At 45.2% G+C, this 24,170-nt stretch carries 23 protein-coding genes and 1 riboswitch; of the genes, 16 read left to right on the top strand and 7 right to left on the bottom strand.

All coding sequences use genetic code 11. The features are described from left to right. Positions 1-28 precede the first annotated feature (28 nt). Positions 29-126, top strand: a riboswitch (TPP riboswitch). A 59-nt stretch (positions 127-185) separates the two neighbouring features. The 13 genes from H8K33_RS01325 (at position 186) to H8K33_RS01265 (ending at position 12,589) form a co-directional block, all read left to right on the top strand. Continuing rightward, on the top strand, positions 186-2,312 hold the full coding sequence (locus tag H8K33_RS01325) for a TonB-dependent siderophore receptor (RefSeq protein WP_186889180.1): 2,127 nt from the start codon (positions 186-188) through the stop codon (positions 2,310-2,312). A 186-nt stretch (positions 2,313-2,498) separates the two neighbouring features. Next, positions 2,499-2,981, top strand: a complete 483-nt coding sequence (gene iscR / locus H8K33_RS01320) for a Fe-S cluster assembly transcriptional regulator IscR (RefSeq protein ID WP_186889179.1) — start codon at positions 2,499-2,501, stop codon at positions 2,979-2,981. Positions 2,982-2,996: 15 nt separating this feature from the next. Continuing rightward, the gene (locus tag H8K33_RS01315; protein ID WP_186889178.1) at positions 2,997-4,265 is read left to right on the top strand and encodes an IscS subfamily cysteine desulfurase; all 1,269 of its coding nucleotides are present in this window, start codon (positions 2,997-2,999) and stop codon (positions 4,263-4,265) included. A 25-nt stretch (positions 4,266-4,290) separates the two neighbouring features. Further along, positions 4,291-4,677 carry a Fe-S cluster assembly scaffold IscU gene (gene iscU, locus H8K33_RS01310; RefSeq protein ID WP_186889177.1) on the top strand — a complete coding sequence of 129 codons (387 nt, stop codon included), beginning with the start codon at positions 4,291-4,293 and terminating at the stop codon, positions 4,675-4,677. Positions 4,678-4,726: 49 nt separating this feature from the next. Next, positions 4,727-5,050, top strand: a complete 324-nt coding sequence (iscA, locus tag H8K33_RS01305) for an iron-sulfur cluster assembly protein IscA (RefSeq protein WP_186889176.1) — start codon at positions 4,727-4,729, stop codon at positions 5,048-5,050. A 36-nt stretch (positions 5,051-5,086) separates the two neighbouring features. Further along, complete coding sequence (gene hscB, locus H8K33_RS01300; RefSeq protein ID WP_186889737.1) at positions 5,087-5,590, top strand: Fe-S protein assembly co-chaperone HscB; 504 nt, start codon at positions 5,087-5,089, stop codon at positions 5,588-5,590. Positions 5,591-5,672: 82 nt separating this feature from the next. Beyond that, entirely contained in the window at positions 5,673-7,538 is a 1,866-nt protein-coding gene (gene hscA / locus H8K33_RS01295; RefSeq protein WP_186889175.1) for a Fe-S protein assembly chaperone HscA, read from the top strand. Positions 7,539-7,557: 19 nt separating this feature from the next. Next, positions 7,558-7,896, top strand: a complete 339-nt coding sequence (gene fdx / locus H8K33_RS01290) for an ISC system 2Fe-2S type ferredoxin (RefSeq protein WP_186889174.1) — start codon at positions 7,558-7,560, stop codon at positions 7,894-7,896. A gap of 278 nt (positions 7,897-8,174) precedes the next feature. Next, complete coding sequence (locus H8K33_RS01285; RefSeq protein WP_186889173.1) at positions 8,175-9,782, top strand: sensor histidine kinase; 1,608 nt, start codon at positions 8,175-8,177, stop codon at positions 9,780-9,782. A 124-nt stretch (positions 9,783-9,906) separates the two neighbouring features. Further along, complete coding sequence (locus H8K33_RS01280) at positions 9,907-10,701, top strand: thymidylate synthase (protein ID WP_186889172.1); 795 nt, start codon at positions 9,907-9,909, stop codon at positions 10,699-10,701. 12 nt (positions 10,702-10,713) lie between these two features. Continuing rightward, positions 10,714-11,196 (top strand): dihydrofolate reductase, encoded by a 483-nt coding sequence (locus tag H8K33_RS01275; protein ID WP_186889171.1) that lies wholly within the window; start codon positions 10,714-10,716, stop codon positions 11,194-11,196. A 116-nt stretch (positions 11,197-11,312) separates the two neighbouring features. Then, a complete protein-coding gene (locus tag H8K33_RS01270) occupies positions 11,313-11,774 on the top strand; it encodes a DUF4337 domain-containing protein (RefSeq protein ID WP_343043768.1) in 462 nt (153 codons plus the stop codon). Next, positions 11,759-12,589 (top strand): MipA/OmpV family protein, encoded by an 831-nt coding sequence (locus H8K33_RS01265; protein WP_222613242.1) that lies wholly within the window; start codon positions 11,759-11,761, stop codon positions 12,587-12,589. The genes H8K33_RS01270 and H8K33_RS01265 overlap by 16 nt, the downstream gene beginning before the upstream one ends. A 68-nt stretch (positions 12,590-12,657) precedes the next feature. Here H8K33_RS01265 and H8K33_RS01260 read toward each other — a convergent pair whose 3' ends face one another. Further along, positions 12,658-13,344 (bottom strand): ABC transporter ATP-binding protein, encoded by a 687-nt coding sequence (locus H8K33_RS01260; protein ID WP_186889168.1) that lies wholly within the window; start codon positions 13,342-13,344, stop codon positions 12,658-12,660. A 9-nt stretch (positions 13,345-13,353) separates the two neighbouring features. On the opposite strand from H8K33_RS01260, the gene H8K33_RS01255 reads away from it, so the two are divergent. Further along, positions 13,354-13,998, top strand: coding sequence for an arylesterase (locus H8K33_RS01255; protein ID WP_186889167.1), 645 nt, complete (start codon positions 13,354-13,356; stop codon positions 13,996-13,998). Next, entirely contained in the window at positions 13,995-15,059 is a 1,065-nt protein-coding gene (gene mnmH, locus H8K33_RS01250) for a tRNA 2-selenouridine(34) synthase MnmH (protein ID WP_186889166.1), read from the top strand. The genes H8K33_RS01255 and mnmH overlap by 4 nt, the downstream gene beginning before the upstream one ends. A 39-nt stretch (positions 15,060-15,098) precedes the next feature. Here mnmH and ccoS read toward each other — a convergent pair whose 3' ends face one another. From ccoS to H8K33_RS01220, 6 genes are all read right to left on the bottom strand, one after another. Then, entirely contained in the window at positions 15,099-15,263 is a 165-nt protein-coding gene (gene ccoS / locus H8K33_RS01245; protein ID WP_343043767.1) for a cbb3-type cytochrome oxidase assembly protein CcoS, read from the bottom strand. A 9-nt stretch (positions 15,264-15,272) separates the two neighbouring features. Next, positions 15,273-17,558, bottom strand: coding sequence for a heavy metal translocating P-type ATPase (locus H8K33_RS01240; RefSeq protein ID WP_186889165.1), 2,286 nt, complete (start codon positions 17,556-17,558; stop codon positions 15,273-15,275). Beyond that, on the bottom strand, positions 17,558-17,803 hold the full coding sequence (locus tag H8K33_RS20210; RefSeq protein ID WP_390320079.1) for a heavy metal translocating P-type ATPase metal-binding domain-containing protein: 246 nt from the start codon (positions 17,801-17,803) through the stop codon (positions 17,558-17,560). Before H8K33_RS20210 ends, H8K33_RS01240 begins: the two co-directional genes overlap by 1 nt. A gap of 451 nt (positions 17,804-18,254) precedes the next feature. Next, positions 18,255-18,629 carry a Rieske (2Fe-2S) protein gene (locus H8K33_RS01230; RefSeq protein WP_186889163.1) on the bottom strand — a complete coding sequence of 125 codons (375 nt, stop codon included), beginning with the start codon at positions 18,627-18,629 and terminating at the stop codon, positions 18,255-18,257. A gap of 26 nt (positions 18,630-18,655) precedes the next feature. Then, a complete protein-coding gene (locus H8K33_RS01225; RefSeq protein WP_186889162.1) occupies positions 18,656-19,315 on the bottom strand; it encodes an HAD-IIIA family hydrolase in 660 nt (219 codons plus the stop codon). A 57-nt stretch (positions 19,316-19,372) separates the two neighbouring features. Further along, positions 19,373-20,380 (bottom strand): RluA family pseudouridine synthase, encoded by a 1,008-nt coding sequence (locus H8K33_RS01220; RefSeq protein ID WP_186889161.1) that lies wholly within the window; start codon positions 20,378-20,380, stop codon positions 19,373-19,375. A gap of 687 nt (positions 20,381-21,067) precedes the next feature. Here H8K33_RS01220 and H8K33_RS01215 point away from each other — a divergent pair. Continuing rightward, positions 21,068-24,133 carry an Rne/Rng family ribonuclease gene (locus tag H8K33_RS01215; RefSeq protein WP_186889160.1) on the top strand — a complete coding sequence of 1,022 codons (3,066 nt, stop codon included), beginning with the start codon at positions 21,068-21,070 and terminating at the stop codon, positions 24,131-24,133. The last annotated feature ends 37 nt before the right edge of the window (positions 24,134-24,170 follow it).

The following is a 24,170-nucleotide window of genomic DNA, read 5'->3' as shown; positions in this document are numbered from 1 at the left end:
CGCTCAAAGCGGTTTTATGTTAAAGTCGCGCCTTCGCTAGGGGTCCTGTACGTTTCTGTATGGGTGAGATAGTCCCTTGAACCTGATCTGGATAATGCCAGCGAAGGGAAGCGCAAGATGACTCTGCTCATCCGCCCTCTTTTTTGCTCGGTTCATCCAGACGTAACCAAGTAGAAAAGCACATCATGTCGAATCCACGTTTCCGCAGCTGTTTCAAATTAAGTCTAACTGCCATCGCAGTTACGCAAGCATTTACCATTTCCACAGCGGCCTACGCCCAAAGCAAAGAACAGACTTTGCAAGAAGTGGTAATTAGCGGTAGCCGTAGCGGAAAAACAGAGATCAGTAAAATTGGTGGATTTATTGAGAATGCTTTGCAAGACACTCCACTCTCCATCACGGTTTTCTCGGCCAATCAATTGCAAGATTTACGAATTCGCCAAACTACCGATGCCATGAAATTCGACGCTAGCGTAAATGAGGCTTACAACGCTATCGGCTACGCAGAACAATTTTCCATTCGCGGTTTTGCGCTCGACAATGCATCGAGTTATCGCAAAGATGGATTTGCAATTCCGGGCGACGCCTCCATCCCTTTAGAAAATAAAGAACGCTTGGAAATTCTAAAAGGCATCAGCGGCTTGCAAGCAGGCTTTACGACGCCTGGCGGCATCTTAAATTATGTAACGAAACGCCCTAGAAATACCGCAGTGCGCACCATCACTTTAGAAGCCAGCGAACGCGGCACTTTGTATGGCGCAGTCGATCTCAGCGGTAAATCCGATGACAAACAATTTGGCTATCGCATCAACGCGGCAGGGGAAAAATTACGCTCTTACGTCAAAGGTGCTGACGGCGAACGTCAATTCGTATCCGCCGCATTTGACTGGCAAATTAGCCCGCAAGCCCTATTCCAGATCGATCTCGACCATCAACACAAATCGCAATTATCGGTACCTGGATTTCAATTATTTAATGGCACCGATCTACCGCGCGGCATTTCCGCCGACTTGATGTTAAACGATCAAACATGGGCAAAGCCAGTTGACACGACCAATCGCAATATCGGCCTGCGTTTTGAGTATCAACTCAACAGTGACTGGACCGCGGCCATCTCCAGCAATCATCACGAATTCAAGCGCGATGATTACACGGCTTTTCCCTATGGGTGTCAGGCGCAAAATCTGTTTCCTGGCTACTGCGCAAATGGTGATTACGACGTGTACGACTATCGCAGCTTGAACGAATCCAAATCACTACGCGGCGCGCAAGCTCTGCTCAACGGCAAATTCAGCACTGGCGATGTTCTGCATAAGTTGGCAATCGGCTTAAGCAACTCTCAACGTCGCGATTATTTTGGCGATTACCTATACGACTATGCTGGCAGCAGCAATTTATTTCACCCCGTTTCGATTCCGCCAACGAATGGCAAATCTGGACCAGTTTCTTTACGTCGGACTGATAAAGAAACTTCACTCTTCGCACAAGACATCATGAGTTTGAGCAATCAACTCGACCTACATGTAGGACTGCGCCACCTCAAGGTGGATCGCGCGCAAGCAGGCAGCCCCAACTTCGAACAAAGCTACAACCTTCCCAACTTCGCCCTGGTGTTGAAGCTCAACAATTCCATGAACACCTACGTCAGCGCGAGCGAAGGCTTGGAGCATGGTGGTGTAGCGCCATTTGGCACCAAAAATGAAAATCTTATGCTCGATGCTGGCAAATCAAAGCAACTTGAAGTTGGCATCAAGGCAGCATTGAGCCGTGACTTCAGCTATTCCGCCGCACTATTCCGCATCACTAAGCCTTTGGAATACACTAATGCCGCCAATTTTTACGTCAGTGTGGGCGAAGCAGAACACCGCGGACTGGAGTTGTCAGCGCAAGGTAATTTAAGCAAAGATTGGACACTAGGTGCCAGCGCGACTGCAATTAATGCGCGTCAAAATAATACAGGCGATGCGACAATAGACGGCAAACGCGTGACCAATGTGCCGAGTTTCAAATCCACGATCTACACCGATTACGCACCAAGCATCTTAAATGGCGCGCACTTGACAGCATCCTGGCAATATTCAGGCAGCAAATCATTTAGCCCCGATAACAAAGTCACGGTGCCTAGATATAACGTCGTTAATCTTGGCTCGCGCTATACGACACAGTTAAACGGCGTCGTCAGCACTTTCCGCTTCGATATCAACAATGCTTTCAATAAATTCTACTGGCGTGATGTAACGCAAAGTTTGGGTGGCTATTTATTCCCTGGCGCACCGCGTACTTATAAAATCTCAGCACAGTTCGATTTCTAAGCCTTATTTCTCATAGAGGCGAACTCCCAAGTTCGCCTCCCCTCCCGCACAGCCCTTCCCTTTTGTAAAAACAGGTAGTACCTGACAAGATTACTCAAGTTTGCTATACTTGAGTCAAATGCTCGGGATTAAAGTTTATTCATCACTATTACCCAGCATCACTAAACAAGTTTGGAGTATTGACTCATGCGTCTAACCACTAAAGGCCGATTTGCTGTCACAGCCATGATCGATCTTGCCTTACGTCAAGACAATGGACCGGTCACACTGGCAGGCATTAGCCAACGCCAGGATATTTCCTTATCGTATCTTGAGCAATTATTCGGTAAATTGCGTCGCCATGAAATCGTCGAATCTGTACGCGGTCCAGGTGGCGGCTACAATCTCGCCCGCAAAGCGCAAAATGTGACGGTCGCGGACATCATCATCGCAGTCGATGAGCCACTTGATGCAACTCAATGCGGCAGCAAAGGCAATTGCCATGGCAGTGATCATGACAATGGCATCCACTGCATGACGCATGATTTGTGGGCGACTTTGAACGCCAAGATGGTCGATTATTTAGACTCTGTTTCTCTGCAAGACTTGGTCAACCAACAAAAACAAAAAGCCCAAGATAAACCTATTGTTATCGTTCGTCACGGACACGCCGAACGCACCATTTCCTAAAATTTGGAGTTTTGAATGACTGCCGCAACTACATCCATACCATTGACAAAAACTTTGATCGACACGCTGAAAGCACCGCATTTTCCTATCTACATGGATTACTCAGCGACGACCCCGGTTGATCCGCGCGTTGCCGACGTGATGATTCCATATTTACGCGCACAATTTGGTAATCCAGCTTCACGCAGTCATGCGTATGGCTGGGATGCGGAAGCAGCTGTTGAAGCGGCACGCGGTCACGTGGCTGCGCTGGTTAATGCGGATTCCCGTGAAATCATATGGACATCTGGTGCGACAGAAAGTAATAATCTCGCTCTAAAAGGTGCTGCACAATTTTACAAAGGTAAAGGTAAGCACATCATTACGGTGAAGACCGAACATAAAGCTGTATTGGATACAGTACGTGAATTAGAGCGCCAGGGTTTTGAAGCAACTTACTTGCAACCTCAAGACAATGGTTTAATCACAATCGAACAGTTAAAAGAAGCAATCCGCCCTGATACGATTTTAGTTTCTGTCATGTGGGTGAATAACGAAATTGGCGTGATTCAGCCGATTGTTGAAATCGGTGAATTGTGCCGGGAAAAAGGCATTATTTTCCATTCAGATGCGGCACAAGCAACGGGCAAAGTTGAAATCGACTTGGAAAAAGTCAAAGTCGATTTAGTCTCTTTCTCTGCTCACAAATCTTATGGCCCGAAAGGCATAGGCGCTTTGTATGTACGTCGCAAACCACGCGTACGCTTAGAAGCGCAAATGCACGGTGGCGGTCATGAACGCGGCTTACGCTCAGGCACTTTGGCGACGCATCAAATCGCTGGCATGGGCGAAGCCTTCCGCATCGCTAAAGAAGAAATGACTAGCGAATTAGCCCACGTTCGCGCCATGCGTGATCGCTTAGCAAAAGGCTTGAGCGAGATCGAAGAAACTTACATCAATGGCGACATGGATCACCGCGTTCCACATAATTTGAATATGAGTTTCAATTATGTCGAAGGCGAATCTTTAATCATGGCGATTAAAGATATTGCGGTATCGTCTGGCTCAGCATGTACCTCTGCCAGTTTGGAACCGTCTTACGTTTTACGCGCTTTGGGTCGTAGCGATGAATTAGCGCATAGCTCGATTCGTTTTACCATTGGTCGTTTTACGACAGAAGAAGACATCGATTTCACGATAGAACTCTTGAAATCCAAAGTCGGCAAATTGCGCGAATTGTCACCGCTGTGGGATATGTACAAAGACGGTATCGACATTTCTACTATCCAGTGGGCCGCGCATTAATTAACTAATTTAAGAGGGAAACATCATGGCATATTCAGAAAAAGTATTGGATCACTACGAGAATCCACGTAACGTTGGCGCGTTTGAAAAAGGTGATGACACTGTCGGTACTGGCATGGTTGGTGCACCTGCTTGCGGCGACGTGATGAAATTGCAGATTAAAGTTGGTGCGGATGGCGTAATTCAAGATGCCAAGTTTAAAACCTATGGCTGTGGTTCCGCGATTGCTTCTTCTTCTTTGGTCACAGAATGGGTTAAGGGTAAAACTTTAGATCAAGCTTTGAGCATCAAGAACACCGAAATCGCTGAAGAATTGGCATTGCCACCGGTCAAAATCCACTGCTCTATTTTGGCAGAAGATGCGATCAAAGCAGCTGTACTCGATTACAAAAACAAACATAGCGCTGAATAATTTTATTCAACTTATTTTTCGCGCAGTTTTAGCGCAATTTGGATAGATCATGGCGATTACTCTGACAGAAAAAGCAGCAAAACACGTCATTCGTTATATGGAACGTCGCGGCAAAGGCATAGGCTTGCGCTTCGGCGTTCGTACCACGGGTTGCTCTGGCATGGCGTACAAATTGGAATATGTCGACGAAGTCGGTAACGAAGATCAAATCTTCGAAACCCACGGCGTGAAAGTGTTCGTCGATCCTAAGAGCTTGCCTTACATTGACGGCACAGAATTAGACTTCGCGCGCGAAGGCTTAAACGAAGGCTTTAAGTTCTACAACCCTAATGTCAAAGACGAGTGCGGTTGTGGCGAGAGCTTCCGGATTTAAGCTAGCTTGACGATATTCATGTCCATGCAAAATCCCATGCAGAATCATTTCGCGCTGTTCAATTTACCGACCAGCTTCGAACTAGACCGTACAAAACTCGATATCGCTTATCGCGAAGTGCAGTCCACTGTCCACCCGGATAAATTTGTACAAGCGGGCGATGCAGAAAAGCGTGTGGCGATGCAATGGGCGACGCAAGCCAATGAAGCGTATCAAACTTTAAAAGATCCACTCAAACGCGCGACCTATTTGTGTCATTTACATGGCGTTGATTTGCAAACGGAATCGAACACCAGCATGCCTGCAAGTTTTTTAATGCAGCAAATGGAATGGCGCGAAGCCTTCGATGATGCTCGGCACAGTAACGATATGACTGCCATGATGCAGCTAGAAAAAGAAGTGCAAGCGGGTTTGAGAACGCAAACGACAAAAGCGGGGGCGGCGATAGCTGGTGGTGATTTTCATACAGCGGCACAAGACATTCGCGCTTGTTTATTTTTAGAGAAATTTCTGGCCGATATCGCTGCATATGATGACTAAGTCATTCTTACGCTGACCTCAGCTCCATAAAACCGATTAATTTAAGACCGACGACGCACCGCGTCATCCTCACGAAAAAATTATGGCATTACTGCAAATTTCAGAACCTGGCATGTCCACTGCCCCGCACCAACATCGCTTGGCCGTTGGCATTGATTTGGGTACGACCAATTCCTTAGTTGCCACAGTGCGCAATAGTATTCCTGAAATTCTCAATGATGAGGAAGGCCGTTCATTATTACCATCGGTGGTCAGATATTTACCGAATGGTCACGCGCACATCGGCTTTAAAGCACAAGCAGAGCAAACAACGGATCCCAAAAATACCATCGTTTCGGTAAAGCGTTTAATGGGGCGTGGATTAAAAGATATCGCCCATGCTGAAAATCTACCTTACGATTTTCATGATGAGCCTGGCATGGTGCAATTGAAGACCGTTGCAGGGATCAAAAGCCCAGTCGAAGTCTCAGCACAAATTCTCGCGACATTACGCCAACAAGCCGAAGACGCGTTGGGCGATGATTTAGTAGGCGCGGTCATTACTGTTCCGGCTTATTTCGATGATGCTCAACGTCAAGCCACTAAAGATGCGGCGAAACTGGCTGGTTTAAATGTACTGCGCTTGTTAAACGAACCAACCGCCGCAGCGATTGCTTACGGCTTGGATAATGGTTCCGAAGGTGTATACGCGGTTTACGATTTGGGCGGCGGCACTTTTGACATTTCGATTTTGCGCATGAGTAAAGGTGTGTTCGAAGTCTTATCGACTGGCGGCGACTCTGCTCTCGGTGGCGACGATTTTGATCACCGTTTGTTCTGCTGGATTTTGCAGCAAGCGGGTTTGTCTTTATTGAATGATGCAGACACACGGGTCTTAATGGTCAAAGCGCGTGAAGCCAAAGAAATTTTGTCGACGCAGACTTCAACTTATATCGATGCCAAACTCTCAAATGGCGAAGTCGTACATCTGCAAATTACCAAGAGCATTTTTACCGAAATTACAGAAAATCTGGTCATCAAAACCATCACTCCTTGCCGCAAGGTTTTGCGCGATGCCAAATTAACAGTGGATGATATTGATGGCGTCGTTCTGGTTGGCGGCGCAACACGCATGCCACATGTACGCAAAGCGGTTGGAGAGTTTTTCCAAACCACACCTTTAGCGAATATCGACCCGGATAAAGTCGTTGCACTTGGTGCCGCGATTCAAGCGAATTTATTAGCAGGTAATCGCGCTGCGGGTGACGATTGGTTGTTATTAGATGTGATCCCTTTGTCTTTGGGCATAGAGACTATGGGTGGATTATCTGAAAAAGTCATTCCGCGTAACTCCACCATTCCTTGCGCCCGCGCGCAAGAATTTACGACGTTTAAGGACGGTCAAACCGCCCTCGCTATTCACGTAGTACAAGGCGAACGCGAGTTAGTCAGCGACTGTCGCTCATTGGCAAAATTTGAATTACGCGGCATTCCGCCAATGGCGGCAGGTGCGGCGCGCATCCGCATCACCTATCAAGTCGATGCCGATGGCTTACTCTCAGTTTCCGCACGAGAAATGCGTTCCGGCGTGGAGTCTTCCATCGTTGTCAAACCATCGTATGGCCTAGCCGACGATGAAATCGCACGCATGTTACAAGACTCATTCAGCGCTTCCGACAGTGACATGCAAGCTCGTGCTTTGCGTGAAGAACAAGTTGAAGCTGACCGTTTACTATTAGCAATTGAATCAGCCCTAGCTAGCGATAAACAATTGCTCAGCACAGAAGAATTACAAGAAATTGAAACATTGATTGAAAATCTGCGTCAAACCAAACAAGCTAGTGATCACGATGCAATCAAAACCGCTATCACCGCACTCGCCGATGGCACAGAAGAATTTGCCGCACGCCGCATGGATCAAAGTGTTCGCAGCGCACTCGCAGGTAAAAACCTGAACGAGTTTGAATAATTTTCACGAAAAAAATATTATGCCTATCATTACTATCCTGCCACATGCCCAACTTTGCCCCGAGGGCAAGACTATTGAAATCGAAGAAGGCAAATCTTTGTGTGAAGCACTGGTCGAAAATGCAGTCGAAATTGAACACGCTTGCGAAATGTCTTGCGCCTGCACGACCTGCCATGTGGTAATACGCCAAGGCTTTAATTCTTTAAATGAATCGACTGATGACGAAGAAGATTTACTTGATGCGGCATGGGGTTTAGAAGCCACTTCACGTCTATCTTGCCAAGTAAAACTCGGTCAACAAGACATCACCATCGAAATTCCAAAGTACACCATTAATCACGCACGCGAAAATCACTAGATCTAAGATTGACAATTTTTCACTTGTTTAAAAATTAGTGGATCAATATGTCTGTTTTTGCTCTCTCTAAGAATAGAATTTGCACAAGTTCAACGCTGTCACTTGTGCAAATTGTTAAAACCTTCTACCATCAGAAATAATTGCTTTGTATAAACGAAGATCAAGCCCGCCTTCCTATAACTAACACATGCCTTAGCAGTACAAATCGCTAAATCATTGTGCATCGAAAGACGACGTATGCTACTGAGCCATTGGGAAAAAAAGAAGGAGCTTAAGTAATGAAGACACCGTCTTTGATTGCCTCAATTTTCAGTCGCATTACCTTACGTCTCGCTGTTGTTCTGGCGGTGTTCTTTGGTTTGGTCGTTACTTCTGTCGTTTTAATTCCGATTCAACTTAGTACAATCTCGGACGACAGCTTAAGAAAACTCGAAGATGATCACTCACGCTCGGCGGCAATTCTTGCTGTTATTTTGAGTGAACCGGTCTGGCAAATTACGCCAGAAATCGCCAAGCATTCTAGTGAAGTTGTGTTTTCCAATCCGAATGTTTCGGAAATTCACGTCATCACACTCCCCGACAAAAAAACCTTCATTACCAACTCTCGAAAAGATACGCAAAAAGGTAAATTCAGAACGCAATCTCGTTTGATCTCGCACGGTGAGCAAGTGATTGGGGAAGTTCAATTAACCTTTACCGAAGAAATTATGGATGCCGAAGTTACCGATAACTTTAATCGGGCGGTCTTTTTTACGGCGATTTCGTTTTTGCTATCCGTGATTTGTATTTATATCGTATTGCAGTGGCGATTAGTGCGCCCCATCAAAGACTTAATTGAAAAATCAGATTTATTGGCGAACGGTGAACTCAACGAAGTAATCTCATTCGATCGTAAAGATGAGATTGGTCATTTAGCGGTCAGTTTAGAGGCCACTCGACAAGCTTTGCAACGGTCGTTTAACGAATTGGAAATTAAGAACCAACAATTATTGGAATATTCCGGCACTTTAGAATCAAAAGTACGTCAACGTACACAAGAGTTGGAAAATGCGAATCATCATTTAGAAGCCGCCCTCGCCAGTGTCAATAGTGCTCAAAATGAATTGGCACGAATTGAGCGTATGGCTGCATTGGGTTCCATGGTTGCAGGTGTTGCGCATGAACTGAACACACCGTTGGGTAATTGCCTGCTAGTAGCCAGCACCTTGAGTGACGAAACCCGTCAAATTGGTAAATCAATGACCGACGGCACGATGCGTCGTTCTGATCTATCACATTACGTTGATGCCGCAACAGAATCGAGTAAATTATTAATGCGTGGCTTGCAACAAGCGGCACAATTAGTTGGTGATTTCAAACAGGTTGCAGTTGATCAGTCAAGCGCGCAGCGTCGTAAATTTACCTTGGTTGTTGTATTCCAAGAGCTAGCTGCACTCTTACACTCTAGCTTACGCAAGACACCATTTAATTTGGAATTAGATATTCCAGATGACATTGAACTAGATAGTTATCCAGGACCACTTGGTCAAGTATTTAGCAATCTCGTGAATAATGCTGTCGTTCATGGACTTGATGGCATGAGTCAAGGCTATATGCGTTGCATGGCAAGACGCCAAGGTGATCATGTTTTAATTGTGTTCGAAGACTCAGGCAAAGGCATTCCACCGAATATCATCAAGCGTATTTTTGAGCCATTTTTCACCACCAAGTTTGGCAAAGGTGGCAGCGGACTAGGTCTAAGTATCACTTTCAACATTATTACCAATGTTTTGGGTGGTGAAATTAAAGTCAGCAGTGAACCAAATCATGGCGCGCGTTTTGAAATGTCGATTCCCCTCACCGCGCCTGGGAACACTGAACATGCAGGACAAATTATTGACGTCTGAACTGTTATACTGCTGTTCATGAAAAAAACTATGCCTTGTCGGTGACCTCGACAAGGCATTATTCTTAGTAATCTTCGTAATTACAGAATCGTCCGACATTAATCGTTTAACGAAACTTATTAAAATGCAACAATATCTTGATCTAATGCGCCATGTTCAAGAACATGGCCATGTAAAAACGGACCGAACTGGCACCGGCACACGCTCTGTATTTGGCTATCAAATGCGCTTTGATCTCAGCCAAGGATTTCCACTTGTTACAACGAAAAAATTGCATTTACGTTCGATCATTCACGAACTGATCTGGTTTTTGGCGGGTTCGACCAATATTGCCTACTTAAAAGAAAATGGTGTCTCAATCTGGGATGATTGGGCCGATGAAAATGGCGACCTAGGTCCGGTCTATGGCTCTCAATGGCGTAGCTGGCCACTCCCAGATGGCGGACATGTCGATCAAATTGCGCAATTGATTCAACAAATCAAAACGAATCCTGATTCAAGGCGATTGATTGTGTCTGCTTGGAACGTGGCGGAAATTCCTCATATGAAATTGCCTCCTTGCCATGCGTTCTTTCAGTTCTATGTGGCAAATGGCAAACTCTCCTGCCAATTGTATCAACGGAGTGCCGATATCTTTTTAGGTGTCCCTTTTAATATTGCCTCTTACGCACTATTGACGCACATGGTGGCACAGCAAACCAATCTTGAAGTGGGTGACTTTATCTGGACAGGTGGTGACTGTCATTTATACAGCAATCATCTGGATCAGGTAAATGAGCAACTGTCACGTCAACCTCATGCCTTACCGACGCTCACTATTTTGCGTCAGCCAGAATCAATCTTTGATTATCGCTTCGAAGATTTTGAGATTGGGAACTATCACTTTCATCCACATATCAAAGCACCTGTTGCTGTATAAACTGACATCAAGATGACAAACCTCACACTGATCGTTGCCACAGACAAAAAGAATGGTATTGGCATTCATAATCAATTGCCTTGGCATTTACCTGAAGACTTAGCGCATTTCAAACGCACGACTTCAGGTCATAGCATCATCATGGGACGAAAAACCTTCGACTCCATTGGACGTCCTTTACCGAATCGTAAAAACATCGTCATTAGCCGCAATCAAGATTGGCAGCGAGATGGCGTCAGTTGTGTCTCATCAATCGAAGAGGCCATTAATCAAAGCGAAGGCCCTGAAGCTTTTGTCATTGGCGGGGCACAAATTTATCAGCAAGCAATCGACAAAGCGCAAAAATTAATTGTGACAGAGATTCAAGATACTTTTGAGTGCGATGCGTTCTTTCCGCGCATCGATGACACCATCTGGCAAGAAAGTCAGCGTCAACACTATATTGCCGAAAGCAATCAGCTCGCTTATGCAATCGTCACCTACACAAGAAAATAGGATTTGAAATGGCAGGACATGGATTTCATGTGCATGGTCCACACGATCATGAAGTAGAACATGCAGCACATAGTAACGATCAATTTTCAAGCAAAATTGCAGTCATGACGGCGATCATGGCAACGGTTGGTGCTTTGTTAGGCTATGAAGGTGGCGCCACGCAAAATTCTGCGGCCATGCTGAAAAATAGTGCAGCGATCAATAAGACTGAAGCATCAAATCGCTGGAGTCACTATCAGGCGAAGTCTAATAAACAAAATTTAGCCGAATTAGCATTGTTACTTCCAACTATTGATGTTGAAAAATACAAAACAGAAATTGATCGTTATAAGACAGAAAAAGAACAGATTAAAAAAGAAGCTGAAGCTTTTGAGCTGAGGGTAGTAGAATTAGAAAAGGCATCGGATGCGGCCTTGCATCAACATCATCGTTGGGCACAAGCAATGACGGCTATACAAATTGCTATTTCTTTAGCTGCAATTGCGCTTTTAACAAAGAAAAAGTGGTTAGAATACACATCCTATACTGTTGCCGCAGCTGGAATGGGCATTGCGACATTGGCATGGATGCATATTTAACGAAAGTCAACATCATGAAAAAGATCGCTTACCTGATGATTTTAAGTGCGTTGGGAACAATTTGTTCTTCTGCACACGCCCAGAATTTTCGCTCTGAGCAATTTTCAACGGTATCTGTTCCTGCGTATTCTTACTATCAAACACCACTTGTCAGTGTTAGCAGCTCACAAACACTCACGATGAGTTCGCCGTTTGATGCGTCCTATACGCCAGCGAAACAAAATAAACGCGGCCTCTTCGTCAATCAAGTTAATTCAAGCAAAATCCATTTTTCGAAATCAGGCAAACTGGACTATGGTTTGAGTTTTGATACAGAACGCCAACGCAGTTCGTCGTTTGAAGATTACTCAGGCAGCTCAAACAATTCAGAATTTGGCGCTAACTTCGCTACTTCAGCTTTCGTCAATTACCGCATTAACGCGAATTATGCACTGGGCTCTGCAATTGCAGTTGGTGTTGGCAAACAAAGTGGAACTCAGTTGAGCGTTGCGGCAAAAGCGAATCGTGTTTTCAATAAGCGCCATGAGTTGACTGCAGTTTTCAGCGTCAATTGGAACTCGCCAAACAATTTATCGAAGAATAGTTTAAGCATGCAAGACTGGCGCCAGTCACAGCACTATCTTTCTTTAAATGCGAATTCACTTAGCCGCACAGAATTACGCATTGGCAGCAGCTGGAATTGGAATATCGATACCAATTGGACGCTATCGACTGGAATCAGTGCACGGCACCATCTGAATTCGCCAGCAAAAAATCCTTTTGTGACACAACGTACACCAGTCACTATTTTCTCTGTTGCGACTTACCGGTTCTAAACTAAAAGGCTCAATGAAACATTGAGCCTTTTTTGATTTTAAAATGACCTCAGAATGCGACAGCAGCGCTAAATTAATCTGCCTGCAGCAATAGAAATCGTACGACCACATCGCGCAGCAATTGATAAGTCATGGGTAACTAAAACCAAACTTGAGCCACGCTCGCGATTCAGTTCAAACATTAATTGAATCACAGCTTCGCCAGTCGCCGCGTCCAAGCTGCCTGTTGGCTCATCGGCAAACAACAATGGTGGCTCGGTGACAAACGCACGGGCCAACGCCACGCGTTGTTGCTCACCTCCGGATAAAAATTTTGGATAGTGTTTCAAGCGGCTTGATAATCCGACCTTAGCCAGCATCTGTTCAGCCTTTTGTTTCGCGTCTTTATCACCACGTAACTCTAGCGGCAACATCACATTTTCGAGCGCATTCAAATGCATCAACAACTGAAACGACTGGAAAACAAATCCTAGCTGATTCTTGCGCAATAAGGCCCTGCCATCTTCATCCAATGCGAAAATATCGACACCACCGAGTTCCACGGTTCCTTCGCTTGGTGTGTCCAATCCTGCCAAGATACCCAATAATGTGGATTTACCTGAGCCAGAGGCACCAACAATCGCCACAGTCTCTCCCGCAGCAACAGAAAACTCGATATTATGTAGAATAGTTAGTTCACCAGTGGCGTCTGCAACTCGTTTGCTCAGATTTTTCACATGTATCGCTGGAATATTGCTTTGATTAGAAAGGCTCATGTTGAATTTATGCGTTTAAATTTTAAGAAAACACTGAATATCTTCAGTGCGCTTTGCTTGATTTTATCGTTGTCGATCATTTCAGGATATGCGCATTCTGCACCAAAAACCTTACTTGTGCTCGGCGATAGCTTGTCAGCCGAATATGGGCTAGCACGTGGTACAGGTTGGGTCGCATTGCTGGAAAAAAAGCTGCAGGACAAAAAAATAAATGCTCGTGTGGTGAACGCCAGTATTAGCGGTGAAACCAGTAGTGGCGGCAAAGCACGTTTAGGCGCACTACTAAAAATTCATCAACCAAGTGTTGTGATTATTGAACTTGGCGGCAATGATGCTTTGCGCGGATTAGATTTAAACGTGTCCGAACAAAATTTCCGTGACATGCTGCAAATGGTCAAAGCAAACAAAGCAAAACCACTATTGGTAGCGATGCAAATCCCGCCTAACTACGGTAAAGCTTATACCGATAAATTCTTTTCGATGTACGCAAAATTGGCCAAGGAAACTCAGTCAGCACTCGTTCCTTTTTTTCTTAAAGGCGTTGCTGATAAAGCGGAATTTTTTCAACCAGACCGGATTCATTTGACAGCAGAAGCACATCCAATAATGCTCGAAAACGTTTGGGGTCCATTACAAAAGTTATTAAGAAGATGACGACATCCCGATTGATCAGTTTCGAACAAGCCTACGCATCACCGGCTGATTTTGATTGTGTTATAGACGTTCGTAGTCCAGCTGAATTCGCAGAAGATCATATCCCGGGTGCGATTAATTGTCCGGTCTTAAACAATGAAGAACGCGTTCGAGTCGGCACTCTTTACAAGCAAGTCAGTCCGTTTGAAGCCAAAAAAGTCGGCGCTGCTTTGGTCGCGAAGAACATCGGCAATCATATTGAGCAGAATTTTCTCGATAAACCAAAAGATTGGAAACCGCTAATCTATTGCTGGCGAGGTGGAAATCGTAGTGGTTCGATGACGCATATCATGGCAAAAATCGGCTGGCATGCGATGCAACTTGATGGCGGCTACAAAGGATTTCGACGTTTCGTCAATCAACAATTACCAAGTTTAACGGCTGCAGCAAAGTGGACTGTGCTCTGTGGGGAAACGGGTACAGGAAAAAGTCGCTTATTACAATGTTTGGAATCACAAGGCGCACAAGTAATCGACCTAGAGAAATTGGCACAACATCGTGGCTCTGTACTCGGTAAATTACCTGAAAATGGACAGCCATCACAAAAATATTTTGAAACAGAAATCTGGCGAAACTTGAGTCGCTTTGATTTCAACAAACCCATTTTTGTTGAAGCAGAAAGTAAGAAAGTGGGAAATTTGCGCGTACCTGATGCCATGATGGAAAAGATGCGCCAATCGCCTTGTATTCAATTGCAGCTTGCTATGGAAGAGCGTATCGCTTTACTGCGCGATGACTATCATCATTTTATTGATGACACTGCTCTGCTACGCGCACAATTAGGATGTTTGACAGACTTACATGGAAAGGAGCGTATCGAACGTTGGTCATCGCTCGCAGAAAATAATCAAATGACAGAACTAATTCAACAATTGCTGTCGCAACACTATGATCCCGCATACCAAAAAGCCATCGCGAGAAACTTTGAATTGATTCATCAAGCCAAGTCATACCCGATTCAAGACAAGTCAGACACTTCTTACCAAATGCTGGCACAGCAACTCATAGAAGAATATTCTTAATTCACCAGTAGAGAACGATGTCGGGCGTTTCGATATGTTCTAAGCGTCTTTATCATCAATAATGCTTTGCCCGACATCGTCAAGCTCTTCAAATTGACGATGGTTTAATGCCCACCAAAAGACGACGCCGATGGCAAAAACCAAAATCACACTCAGCGGCACTAATAAATACAAAATATCCATTCGGTTTATTTGTAGATTCAAGAATGTATTTTAAGAAAGTGGTAAATCGTAATCGGCTGGTTTCAGATTCAGCAATCGCAAGCCATTCACCACCACCAACAAAGAACTTAAGGACATGCCCAATGCGGCGTGCCAAGGCTCTAAGTATCCAAGTACCGCGGCAGGAATTGCGATGACATTATAAAGCAAGGCCCAGCCTAAATTTTGACGGATCAAGCGGTAGGCTTTCTTCGCCAGCTGTATGCTAAAGCTCAAATCACTCAAGCGATTCGACATCAACAAACAATCGCTACGTGTTTGTGAAATCGGCGCCCCCTGCCCCATTGCCACCGACACATTGGCTAAAGACAATGCCGGACCGTCATTCATACCATCCCCGACCATCGCCACCACAGCACCTCGCTGCTGCAATTGCAAAATGTAAGCATGCTTTTCGGCAGGACTTAACTCTGCGCGATAGTCCGAGATACCACATTGTGCCGCAACTTCCGCCACGACATCATGCCGATCTCCCGACAACAATGTCACGTGTTTTCCTTGCTCTTGCAATTCTCGCACAGCAGCAATCGCCTCTTCACGCAAACCATCTTCCATCACAAAAAACGCCAAGATCTGATCTTGATCGGCAAATACAGAAACCGACTTATTACTAAACGCATGCGGAATTTGCCAATCGCTGCGATTAAGCTCTTTCACATAATCCAAACGTCCCAAACGATAGGTTTGCGCCGCAAAACGAAGTTCAATTCCAGCGCCTGCAAGTTCATGACTCTGCCCAAGCGATGCTTGAATAACTTCGTTTGACTGCTTTAACTGTTGGCTAACAAAACTATCAGCAATTGCTTTTGATGCTGGATGCAATGACATTCCGGCCAGAGTGGCAACAAGTGCTTTTTGATGATTCAGTTCATCAGAATTTAACTGATCAGTTTGTAGATAAACTGCTTTCAATACTTTTAATTTGCCATACGTTAAAGTTCCAGTTTTATCGAAAATCACATGCGTCAAATTGGCTAAATTTTCGATTGCAGAACCTTTTGTCACTAACATGCCAAATTTTGCTAATTGACCTATCGCCGCAGACATTACACCAGGCGTTGCTAACGACAAAGCGCACGGGCAGGTCACCACAATCACGCTGATACCTATCCACAAAGCTCGGCTTGGATCTATCGTCGCCCAAACTACTCCTGCACCTACAGCGATTAGCAAAATCGCGAATAAGAATCGACTTGCATGCTTATCCGCCAAAGCGACCAAACGTGGTTTCTCTAAAGTCGCCGACTCCATCATCGCAATTAAATTCGCTAATTGTGTTTGATTACCAACTTGCGTCGCTCGCATCACCAAGGCGCTATGCAAATTCACTGAGCCAGCAATCAAATGATCGCCCATTTTCTTACCAACTGGATTTGCTTCCCCCGTCATTAAGGCTTCATCGCACTCACTATTTCCCTCAACGACCTCACCATCACAAGGCACTTGTTCACCAGCAGGAACCAACAGATAGTCGCCCACCAAGATTTCATCGGCGCGACAAGAACTTACTTGCTCACCTGAAGGATAGGAAACCAGTTTCTGCGCGATAGTGGGATAAATTTGCGTTAATACCGAGAGGGCTGCCGATGTTTTTCGTTTGACGTTATCTTCGATAAAGCGCGCGCCCAACAATAAAAAAACAAACATAATGGCTGAATCAAAATACACAGCGCCACCGAAAAACGTCGCCCAACAACTGGCAAAAAAAGTCAGCAAAATACCCAAGGAAACTGGCACATCCATACCGATATAACGCAGTCTCAAATCGCGTATCGCGCCGCGAAAAAACGGCACTGCAGAGAATCCAATAACTGGTATGGTGATAATGAGGCTGGCAATCTTCAATAAGCGATCAAGATCTGGCGTCAAGTCACCATCCATCTCGGGCACTGGCACCAAATAAGCTGGGAACGCATACATCATGACTTGCATCATCGCAAAGCCTGCGACAAACAAACGCCAAAGCGCCGTCTTCTTTTCTTTTGCTTGATATTCGCTTAGGGATTGATTGGCCGGAAATGCCGCATAGCCAAGATCAACGATTGCTTGAATAATCTTTTTCAAACTCAAGCGATCTGGCTGCCAACGTAGTTGGGCTTTTTGCGATATAGGATTAATTCGAAATGAATGAACACCAACTAATTGTGATACCCGAAATTCGATTAATTGAATACAAGCCGCACAACGAATACCCGCGACGCTGAGTGACTCGGTTTGCAATCGTTCTACGGGGTCAGAGGATTCAGCTGCAGACGGCTGCGCGTTAGCCGTTGCCATCAGAGAGCACTTCCTTGATCTATGTGTTTTGAGCGTAGATACTCATCAACCAAACCATTTTTCTCAATGGCATTCAATACGGCAAGACAACCGTGGCAACAAACTGGTTGCGACACATGTTGAAACACTGTCGTTAAAGCACCTTCTTTACGCATACGTTCGCTACAATGAAAACAAAGACATTTCTCGCGCTTAAAAAAACGTGAAAGATGATTGCCATAAAATTGGGAAAGCGCTAATTGCATAGAAAATTCTAGATACTGACGATTGTTCTATCAATCATAACGGACTATGTGGTTTTTTTCTTGATTTGACGCAAGCAAATTCAATAAAACCAACAAATCATTTATTTGCAATGCATAAATGAAAAACGATGGCTGAAAGCCATCGTTTTTATCACATGGGGGCTTATTAGAAGCCTCTAAACCGAGGTAGACTCACCCGGTGATTTCTTCGTATAGATAGTACTTAACGTACAAAATGGACTTTCTACTTCGCACATAACCGGTAAAGAAACTACACCGGAGCTCAAATGCCACTCGTCTGAAATACAAAAATATTTATGTATATTGACCTCCTCGTTTGAACCAGTTACGGCTTCAATATAGACGAGTCACGACGCAATAGAAAGAAAATTTTAACTATCTAAATGATTTCTAAGATTGAAGAAATTAAACCTTGCTTCGATAAAATTTATTAGAGAGAAGAAATTGGCTTTGAAGTTAAATAATCATCTGGATGCCAAAAAATCTTGCCATCCACTTCTGTAATTTGTATTTTACGCAAACGCCCGCCACGACAAGGTCCACCCGTGCAATGCCCAGTTTCGGGAACATAAATAGCACCATGGGTAGCGCACATAATATACAAACCACTTCCTTCAAAAAACTCACCGGGCGACCAATCTAATTCAACAGGTACATGCGCGCAGCGATTGAGGTAGCCGTGTGCGCCACCATCGTAACGCACCACAAATCCAGTCGCTTCATCGCTACCAGCTAGCAACGGAAAACGTATACCTTTTCCACCTTCTGCTAATTCATCCGAATTACAAATAAAAATTTCTGCCATAGATCACTCTCATCATTCCAATTACATCAAGCGTTTTCTGTCAGCCATTGATGTAAATCCAAAACATTTTTTGCTGAGTACAAAGTCGGCACAGTGGCTAGTAACGACACATCATGAGCGCCGTATTCGACGGCTACCGCACCAGCACCCGCATTGGCTGCCATCAATAAATCATGGGTAGTATCACCAATCATCAAAGTACGTTGCATATCTTGCCCGAGCTCACGCGTCAATTCTTGCAACATCGCTGGATGTGGCTTAGAAAAAGTCTCATCCGCGCAGCGTGTCGCGTCAAACATCGACAAGACATTGACACTATTCATCGCACGATTTAAGCCAACACGACTCTTGCCCGTTGCAACAGCTAGAAAATATCCTTGTTGCGCCAGGTCACTTAACATTTCTTTCACGCCAGGAAATAGCGGCAACTCATGATCACGTACTAAATAATGATAACGGTAACGCTCAATCATTTTCGGGTAATACTTAGGATCGACATCTGGCAGTACAGCCTGCATTGCATCTGCCAGTGCCAAACCGATGACGTGGGCGGCAGCAACATCGTCAGGAACTGGTAGCTGTAAATCTTTGGCCGCAGCTTGTATGCATTTCACGATGGTGGCGGTGCTATCCATTAAGGTGCCATCCCAATCAAACACAATAAAATCAAATAATTTTTTTGCCATATTTCCTTATTTTTCTTCAAGCAAACTCAAAACGCTTAGTCAAATTTTTGATTCAAATCAGCTCAAGCTTTGCAAAAATTTCTCACATTCTTTTGGCAAGGGCGCATTCAAAGTCATTTGTTTGCCGCTCTCTGGATGGGTAAACGTGATTTGATGCGCATGCAAAAACATCCGTTTTAATGCCCCACGACTATCCGTCGCTTTCAACAAAGCACGATTCAAAGCAAAGTCGCCATATTTATCATCACCAGCAATCGCAAAACCACTGGACGATAAATGCACGCGGATCTGATGGGTGCGACCAGTTTTTAGTTCCGCCTCTAACAGTGCGAAGTCGGTATATTTTTTCTTTAAAGTAAATACGGTATGCGATTCCATGCCATCAGCTTGCACGCGCACACGGCGCTCACCGTCTGCTGTCGTATATTTATGTAGTGGCAATTTAATGTGTTGTCTTTGATTTTTCCAATCACCAGCAACCAAAGTCAGATAACGCTTATCCGTTTCACCATCGCGCATTTGTTCATGTAGATTGACTAAAGCAGATCGTTTCTTTGCTAACAACAGTATTCCAGAAGTTTCTCGATCTAAACGATGCACCAATTCTAAGAACTTCGCATCCGGACGCGAGGCACGTAATTGCTCGATCACGCCAAAACTGACACCAGAACCACCATGCACAGCAACGCCAGCAGGTTTATCAATAATTAACAAATGGCTATCTTCAAACACTATCGCAAATTCCGCTCCTGGAACATGTGTCGTATCCTTCTCAGCAATGCGCGTAGGCGGAACGCGTACAACATCACCCTCTTTTAAACGGTACAACTGATCAATTCGACCTTTGTTGACCCTCACCTCACCTGATCGCAAAATCCGATAAACATGACTTTTTGGCACACCTTTGCAGATACGCAACAAAAAGTTATCAATGCGCTGACCAGCATCTTCTTCAGTGATTGTAATGAGTTGCACTTGTGCAAAATTTTGCGATGCGGTCTGCACATCGCCATTTTTGGATGGTTTTTGAGAGTTTCCACCCATATTTATCGCTAAGTCCTTCATTTTGAATATATAATCCCTGAGGCTAGAGCTAACAAAGCTTCAGCATGTGTAAGAAAGACGACTATTCTACACAGGGGCGTGTCTATCGGCCTCGCCATTTTGCAAATTCGATAGAAAAGATGTGTATGCACATCGTTTTTTGCAGGTCAAGGTTGCAACCAATTGTGGCAATCGGACTCATGCAAAGCGATTTGGATCAGAAAGTTTGAAATATAAGGATAAGTCTGGCAAGAGATGCGAATTGACATAAATTCGCTGGCTTGCCGGTTGATGGTTTTAGAAACACCGGTCGATTTCGTCACACGTGATGTAGTTAAATTGAACTGCTAACGCTTTGACACTATTTATTTTAGTAAGTTGCGCATCGCCTGAAGAATTATTAGCTTGATGTACTTCTGTTTCGCCTCTAAGGATGACGAAATGCAAGCCAGAATACTCGGAGACATGTGCACTCGCCCCAGGTAAAAAACCATCCGCGCCAAGCGCACAAAAGATTTAATCACTTCCCATGAATGATTCCAGCTTTAGGCTGATCGCTCGCGGGATTATTTTTTTATTTCTTTGTGCCAGTGGCATTTCCCGCCCCCTCAAACTCTCCGCTCTCGCATACATCCAATGTAAGCACGCCACTATCGTTCAGCCCAGCTGACGCTAGTGATATATGGCTTTAATGCCATGGAGAAAAATATGAAACGTATGCTGTTTAATGCTACGCAGCAAGAAGAGTTGCGCGTAGCGATTGTCAATGGTCAAAAACTGATTGACATCGATATCGAAACCACCGGACGCGAACTCCGCAAATCGAATATCTACAAAGGTGTTATTACCCGCATTGAACCTTCCTTAGAAGCCTGTTTCGTCAATTATGGCGAAGAACGTCACGGCTTTTTACCATTCAAAGAAGTCGCTCGCAGCTATTTCAAAGAAGGCATCGATGTCCGCAATTCATCGATCAAAGATGCTTTGCGCGAAGGCCAAGAAATTATCGTTCAAGTAGAAAAAGAAGAACGCGGCAACAAAGGCGCGGCTTTGACTTCCTTCATTTCTTTGGCTGGCCGTTATCTGGTCTTGATGCCAAACAACCCACGTGGTGGAGGTGTTTCCCGTCGCGTTGAAGGCGAAGATCGTCAAGAATTGCGTGAAACCATGGACAAACTGGACTTGCCACAAGGTATGTCCGTGATTGCGCGTACCGCTGGTATTGGCCGCAATGTCGATGAATTGCAATGGGATCTCAATTACCTGATGCAACTGTGGCGTGCAATTGATGGCGCTGGCAAATCTGCACAAGGCGCTTTCCTGATTTATCAAGAATCTTCTTTGGTGATCCGTGCGATTCGCGATTATTTCCAACCAGATATCGGCGAAATCCTGATCGATACTGACGATATCTACGAACAAGCCCAGCAGTTTATGAGCCACGTGATGCCCGATATGGTGCACCGTGTAAAACGCTACAGCGATGACGTACCTTTGTTCTCTCGCTTCCAGATCGAACATCAGATCGAAACAGCCTACTCACGCACCGTGCCTTTGCCATCTGGTGGCGCGATTGTGATCGATCATACTGAAGCCTTGGTGTCAGTCGACGTCAACTCCGCGCGCGCAACTCGTGGAGGCGATATTGAAACGACTGCTTTCAATACGAATTGCGAAGCAGCAGAAGAAGTTGCGCGTCAATTGCGTTTGCGTGACTTGGGCGGTTTGATCGTGATCGATTTTATCGACATGGAAAACGCTAAGAATCAACGCGAAGTTGAAACACGTCTGAAGGACGCATTGCGCTATGACCGCGCCCGCGTGCAGATGGGTAAAATTTCCCGCTTTGGCTTGATGGAATTATCCCGTCAACGTTTGCGCCCTTCTCTGTCTGAAGGTAGCCATGTGACTTGCCCACGTTGTAACGGTACTGGTCACATCCGCGATACAGAATCTTCCGCTTTGCAAGTCCTGCGTATTATTCAGGAAGAAGCAATGAAGGAAAATTCAGCAGCGATCCACGTCCAAGTACCAGTCGATGTTGCGGCATTCTTATTGAATGAAAAACGTGGCGAAATCCTCAAGATTGAGAACCGTCATCGTGTCACAGCGATTTTGATTCCAAACAAACACTTGGAAACACCACACTACAAACTCGACCGTTTGAAGCATGATGATCCGCGTTTGGAAGAAGCGCACGTCAGTTATGCGATGGCAGAGCAAGCGGATACCGACATTGGTTATAGCAAACGTCAAAAAGACGAAGTCAAACCACGTCAAGAAGCGGTAGTGAAAAGTATTACACCAGAAACTGCACCTATCGTTGAGCGCAAGCCTGCGCCTGTTGCAGCTGCACCAAAAGCATCATCTGAAGGTGGTTTGTTTGCGGGTATTGCGAAGTTCTTCAGTTCTATTTTCGGCGGCACTGAAACAAAAGCACCCGTTGTAGAAGAAAAACCTAAGCATGGTCGCGATAGAAATGATCGCAATCGCCAACGCAATCGTGGACAAAATGGTCGCAATGGACGCAATTCTCGCAACGGAGCTGAGACCGAAGAACGTCCAGTGAATACAAATCCAAATGCAAATGGCAATCGTGTTGCAGATAAAGATGTGAACAAAACTGCGTCGGATACCAATCCACAAGCACGCCAGGGTAAACCAGCACGTCCTCCGCGCGAAGAAAAAGAGGGACAAGAAGGCCGTCGCGATCGCCAACAACGTCAACGCGAAGCAAAGAAAGACAATAACAACCCAGAAGTAAAAGCAGAAGAATTAGCTAATTCTGCAGCGGTTGGCAATGTCACAGCGCCAGCACTAAATAAACCCAAGGTGCAGGAAGTCCGTGAGCCACGTGAACCGCGTGAAAATCTGGCGACAGACCAAGAGCAAGATGGCACAGAACCACAAGCAGAGGAAGGCCGCCGTCGCCGCCGTGGTGGTCGCAACCGCAATCGTCGTGATCGTAATGGTGTAGAAAATACTGAATTAGCTACATCACAAAATGAGCAAAATACTGAGCTTAAACACGATGATCCACCAGCATTTATTCCTGTCGCGGATCTGATGATAAATGCTCCAGCTAGCGCTGAAACAGCTCCGGTGCAAACGAGTTTTGATTTGGCGCCTAGTGTTCATGCTGAAGCAACTGATAAAGTGTTAGCTACAGTCGTTGAATCTCCAGCAGCGAATCTGGTGGAAGCAACAACAACTGTGAATACCAATACAGAATCGTTGAGCGTTGAAACGGCAATTACTGAAGTTGCACCATCTGTTGTAGCGCCTGTTACTGTACCTGTTGCAATGCCCGAAACAACTGCGGCAACGGCAGAGGTGATCCAAGCTATCGCGGAAGAAAGCCAACAAGTGGTAGAACAAACAGTAGAATCAGTCACAAGCAATGAGCAAACGAATTTGGAAGCAATCACCGTTGCCCCAGTTACCACGTCTGCGATGCAAGTGAATGAAACCTTGCCGATGTTCACCGAAGTGAACACCAGTAAGTTAGCCGAGCCTGAGGCAGTTGCTCCGGTGCTGGTGACACAAACGGTAGCATTGACTCCAGCACCAGCTAGCTCAACGAAACCAGCGGCAGATTTAAATGTCGTATTGGCACAAGCAGGTTTGGTTTTGGCGAGCACAGATCCAGCCAAGTTGAAAGCTGCACAAGAAGCTGCGAATCAATCTCAAGCGGTGCCACGTTTGGGACGTGAACGCAAAATCGTTGCGGCCGTTGCTGACGAACCATTAGTGTTTGTAGAAACAAAGAAGTAAGTTTTAATTGAATAAAAATGCAGCCCAGCACAAACAT

This window comes from Affinundibacterium amnicola (assembly GCF_014284275.1).
Classification (GTDB): domain Bacteria; phylum Pseudomonadota; class Gammaproteobacteria; order Burkholderiales; family Burkholderiaceae_D; genus Undibacterium; species Undibacterium amnicola.
The sequence above is the reverse complement of the archived record's forward strand: the minus strand, read 5'-3'. Positions and strand labels throughout refer to the sequence as shown.

Excerpts from the sequence above, each read along its gene's own strand:
- H8K33_RS01325 (WP_186889180.1), top strand. The coding sequence starts at position 186 with ATGTCGAATCCACGTTTCCGCAGCTGTTTCAAATTAAGTCTAACTGCC.
- iscR (WP_186889179.1), top strand. The coding sequence starts at position 2,499 with ATGCGTCTAACCACTAAAGGCCGATTTGCTGTCACAGCCATGATCGAT.
- H8K33_RS01315 (WP_186889178.1), top strand. The coding sequence starts at position 2,997 with ATGACTGCCGCAACTACATCCATACCATTGACAAAAACTTTGATCGAC.
- iscU (WP_186889177.1), top strand. The coding sequence starts at position 4,291 with ATGGCATATTCAGAAAAAGTATTGGATCACTACGAGAATCCACGTAAC.
- iscA (WP_186889176.1), top strand. The coding sequence starts at position 4,727 with ATGGCGATTACTCTGACAGAAAAAGCAGCAAAACACGTCATTCGTTAT.
- hscB (WP_186889737.1), top strand. The coding sequence starts at position 5,087 with ATGCAGAATCATTTCGCGCTGTTCAATTTACCGACCAGCTTCGAACTA.
- hscA (WP_186889175.1), top strand. The coding sequence starts at position 5,673 with ATGGCATTACTGCAAATTTCAGAACCTGGCATGTCCACTGCCCCGCAC.
- fdx (WP_186889174.1), top strand. The coding sequence starts at position 7,558 with ATGCCTATCATTACTATCCTGCCACATGCCCAACTTTGCCCCGAGGGC.
- H8K33_RS01285 (WP_186889173.1), top strand. The coding sequence starts at position 8,175 with ATGAAGACACCGTCTTTGATTGCCTCAATTTTCAGTCGCATTACCTTA.
- H8K33_RS01280 (WP_186889172.1), top strand. The coding sequence starts at position 9,907 with ATGCAACAATATCTTGATCTAATGCGCCATGTTCAAGAACATGGCCAT.
- H8K33_RS01275 (WP_186889171.1), top strand. The coding sequence starts at position 10,714 with ATGACAAACCTCACACTGATCGTTGCCACAGACAAAAAGAATGGTATT.
- H8K33_RS01270 (WP_343043768.1), top strand. The coding sequence starts at position 11,313 with ATGGCAACGGTTGGTGCTTTGTTAGGCTATGAAGGTGGCGCCACGCAA.
- H8K33_RS01265 (WP_222613242.1), top strand. The coding sequence starts at position 11,759 with ATGGATGCATATTTAACGAAAGTCAACATCATGAAAAAGATCGCTTAC.
- H8K33_RS01260 (WP_186889168.1), bottom strand. The coding sequence starts at position 13,344 with ATGAGCCTTTCTAATCAAAGCAATATTCCAGCGATACATGTGAAAAAT.
- H8K33_RS01255 (WP_186889167.1), top strand. The coding sequence starts at position 13,354 with ATGCGTTTAAATTTTAAGAAAACACTGAATATCTTCAGTGCGCTTTGC.
- mnmH (WP_186889166.1), top strand. The coding sequence starts at position 13,995 with ATGACGACATCCCGATTGATCAGTTTCGAACAAGCCTACGCATCACCG.
- H8K33_RS01240 (WP_186889165.1), bottom strand. The coding sequence starts at position 17,558 with ATGGCAACGGCTAACGCGCAGCCGTCTGCAGCTGAATCCTCTGACCCC.
- H8K33_RS20210 (WP_390320079.1), bottom strand. The coding sequence starts at position 17,803 with ATGCAATTAGCGCTTTCCCAATTTTATGGCAATCATCTTTCACGTTTT.
- H8K33_RS01230 (WP_186889163.1), bottom strand. The coding sequence starts at position 18,629 with ATGGCAGAAATTTTTATTTGTAATTCGGATGAATTAGCAGAAGGTGGA.
- H8K33_RS01225 (WP_186889162.1), bottom strand. The coding sequence starts at position 19,315 with ATGGCAAAAAAATTATTTGATTTTATTGTGTTTGATTGGGATGGCACC.
- H8K33_RS01220 (WP_186889161.1), bottom strand. The coding sequence starts at position 20,380 with ATGAAGGACTTAGCGATAAATATGGGTGGAAACTCTCAAAAACCATCC.
- H8K33_RS01215 (WP_186889160.1), top strand. The coding sequence starts at position 21,068 with ATGAAACGTATGCTGTTTAATGCTACGCAGCAAGAAGAGTTGCGCGTA.